Genomic DNA, 2633 nt, shown 5'->3' with positions numbered 1-2633 from the left:
AGCCGGGGGCGGTGCTGGAGGTGGGCGGGCACCTGGCGTCCAGCCGGCACCTGACGGAGGTGACGCCCATGTCCGTGCGCGTGGTGCCCCTGGGGGACACCCGGGTGCGGCCCTTCCTGGGCGTGGGGGCCAGCCTGCTGGTGCCCCACTCACGGCCCCAGCCGGTGGCCCCGGACGCGCTGGGCAGCCGCGTGCTCCAGGTGGGCTTCGAGCTGTGCGGCGGCGTGAGCCTGGAGCTGAGGGAGAACCTCTTCCTCTCCGCCGAGGCGCGCTACCAGAACTTCTCCGCCCGGGGGGATCCCTTTTCCGGGCAGCGGCAGCACCTTCGCTCCACGTTCCTGGGCCTGGGGATGCGCCTGTAGCTGTAGCGGGTGGGGCGGGTCGCTACAGACAGGCAGCGGCCTGTTGGAAGAAATTTTGACGGCCCTCTTGCAGCCTCTACAATCCTCGTCGGTTGCGGCCCAGACGCATCTGACATGCTCGGGTGTTCAGGCGTGCACAACGAAGGGAGCGGAGATGGAGCGCAAGGTCGGAAGTAGCACGTTGACCGCGAAAGAGGTCAAGGCGGCGCTGGAGAAGTCCACCACGCTGACGGCCGAGGAGGAGAAGGCCCTGCGCATGCGCCACGGCGCGGGCGCCCCCAGCAAGAGCGCGCCGCTGCCCCGCGCGGCGGGTGCCAACGCGGAGCTCGCGGACGAGCTGCTCGTCATCGAGATGCAGCTGATGAAGGCCATGCGCGCGCGCACCGGCCAGACGCGCACGGCGGCCAACGACTCCAAGGCGCCCGCCGCGGTCCGCACCCGCGAGGCCCCGGCCAACGCGGCGAAGGACAAGATCGTCCGCGCGCTGCGCGCCAAGAAGAAGTAGGGGCGGCTTCCCTACTGGTTGAGGATGGCCACGAGGCGCGCTCCCGCCTCGGGCAACGCCAACGGCGTGCCCGAGACCTCCGTGGCCAGTCCCTCCGCGTCGGCGGCACCGCCCCGCGCGAAGAGCCCCTTGAGCCAGGTGAAGGCGGCGGGGTTGCGCCAGAAGTCCTCGTTGAACCGCTCCAGCAGGTGCGCGGTGAGCCGGGTCTCCAGGGCCCAGGCCCGCAGGTAGCGGGTGACGTAGAGCTGTGAATCCACGTCATGCAGGAAGAAGCCCGGGTGCGGCTGCGCGAAGAGGGCGCGGCGCTGGCCGTCGGCGTACTCGTCCGCGCGGTCGGCGGAGGCGCCCTTGGTGCTGAGCGACAGCTCGTAGGACAGCTTCGCGCAGTGGCGGCGCAGCACGGCCAGGGCCTGGAAGGCGCCCATGCGCACGACGTCCTTCGTCGTGCCGGACGGCAGGCCCAGGTAGCGCTTGAGCCAGGGCGGGGAGATGAGGAGCCGCTCGAAGGTGGCGGCGTAGGCCTCCGTGACGGAGGCGTCGCCCAGCCGGCGCAGCTCCATGGGGGCGTCCTCGTCCACGTGGGCCAGGTGCCACGCGTGGCCCAGCTCGTGGAGCAGGTCGCCCAGCGCGTCCATGCCGCTGCGCGGCTGGAGGACCAGGCGGATTTCCTGGGGCACGCGCACGGCGGCGACGAAGGGGCGTGACGCCTTGCCGGGGCGGGCCTCGTCGTCCAGGCGGATGCGGCCGCCGGCCTCCGGGTGGAGGCCCCAGTCGGACAGCCAGCGCATCACGGCGGGGACGGTGTCCTCGCGGCGGAAGTACGCGTCCAGCCACGGGGCGCGCAGGGCGTGCTGCACGTCATGGCGCCGCGCCTCGCCGCCGGGCAGCGGGCGCAGGGTGGGCTCCAGCTTGCGCAGCACGTAGGCCAGCACGTCGCGGTAGGCGTCCTCGGTGCGCTGGAGGGTCTCCTCGGCGGCCTGGGCGAGCTTGCCCGCGTCGATGCCGGTGACGTCCTGGCGCAGGGAGGGGTAGTCCGGGAAGCCCAGCACCTCCGCGGCCTGGAGGGCGGCGTCGCGCCGGTCTCCATAAGGGCCGCGGTGGTCCCAGAGGAAGTTGCCGGCGCCGCGCTCCAGCAGGGCGCGGCGGGAGCGGCTGGCCTCGCGTGGAAGCTGCGACAGGGCCTGCGCCAGCGACAGCGTCGTGTCGTCGGCGGGGATGTGGGAGCGGGCCTCCAGCGCGACGACGGCGTCCGCCGCGGGCAGGGCCAGCGACTCCTCCACCTGGGTGGCGATGAGCTCGCGCACGAGCGTGATGCGGCGGACGGCGACGGGGTCGTCCTTGCCGCGAGCGCGGGAGAGGGCCTCGTTGGCGGCGGCGAAGGTCTCCGGTGAGGACAGCTCCGGGAAGGAGGCGTACAGGCGCGCGACGGGGAGGTCCGGGGAGAGTCCGGCGCCGTAGCGGTACTGGAGGGTGGCCAGCTCGGCGAGGAAGTCATCCAGCCGCGACCGGACGGAGAGCAGGGGACGGTCCATGGCGGCGCGGAAGGTAACAGGAAGCCCGCGTCAGGGTGGGGACCGCGCGCATAGAGTGTCGCGCCATGTCCTCCACCTCCGCTGCCCGGCCGCATGCTCCCCAGGAGTCCCCCTTGGAAGGGGAGGGCGCCTCCGTGTCCGGGGGCCTCGCGTGGATGGGCCGTGAGGGCCCGCGATGAAGCGTCGGACGTTCCGGGCGGAGGGGGCGCACGCGGGGCGTGTGCTGGTGGAGGC

3 protein-coding genes are annotated in these 2633 nt (G+C 73.1%); 2 read left to right on the top strand and 1 reads right to left on the bottom strand.

Going from position 1 to position 2633, the window contains the following annotated elements; translation table 11 throughout:
* Together D7W79_RS41135 and D7W79_RS41130 are read left to right on the top strand one after the other, a co-directional pair.
* Positions 1-362 (top strand): hypothetical protein (locus D7W79_RS41135; protein WP_120530637.1); only part of this gene is annotated, 362 nt, incomplete at its 5' end.
* Positions 363-516: 154 nt separating this feature from the next.
* Positions 517-867: a hypothetical protein gene (locus tag D7W79_RS41130; RefSeq protein WP_120530636.1), complete on the top strand. Its 351-nt coding sequence runs from the start codon at positions 517-519 to the stop codon at positions 865-867.
* An 11-nt stretch (positions 868-878) separates the two neighbouring features.
* On the opposite strand, the gene D7W79_RS41125 is transcribed toward D7W79_RS41130, so the two are convergent.
* Complete coding sequence (locus tag D7W79_RS41125; protein WP_120530635.1) at positions 879-2399, bottom strand: gluzincin family metallopeptidase; 1521 nt, start codon at positions 2397-2399, stop codon at positions 879-881.
* Between the last annotated feature and the right edge of the window lie 234 nt (positions 2400-2633).

Origin of the sequence: Corallococcus exercitus, from assembly GCF_003611585.1 — a bacterium.
Taxonomy (GTDB): Bacteria; Myxococcota; Myxococcia; order Myxococcales; family Myxococcaceae; genus Corallococcus; species Corallococcus exercitus.
Note: the sequence above shows the minus strand (reverse complement) of the source record. Positions and strands in the feature narration are given on the sequence as shown.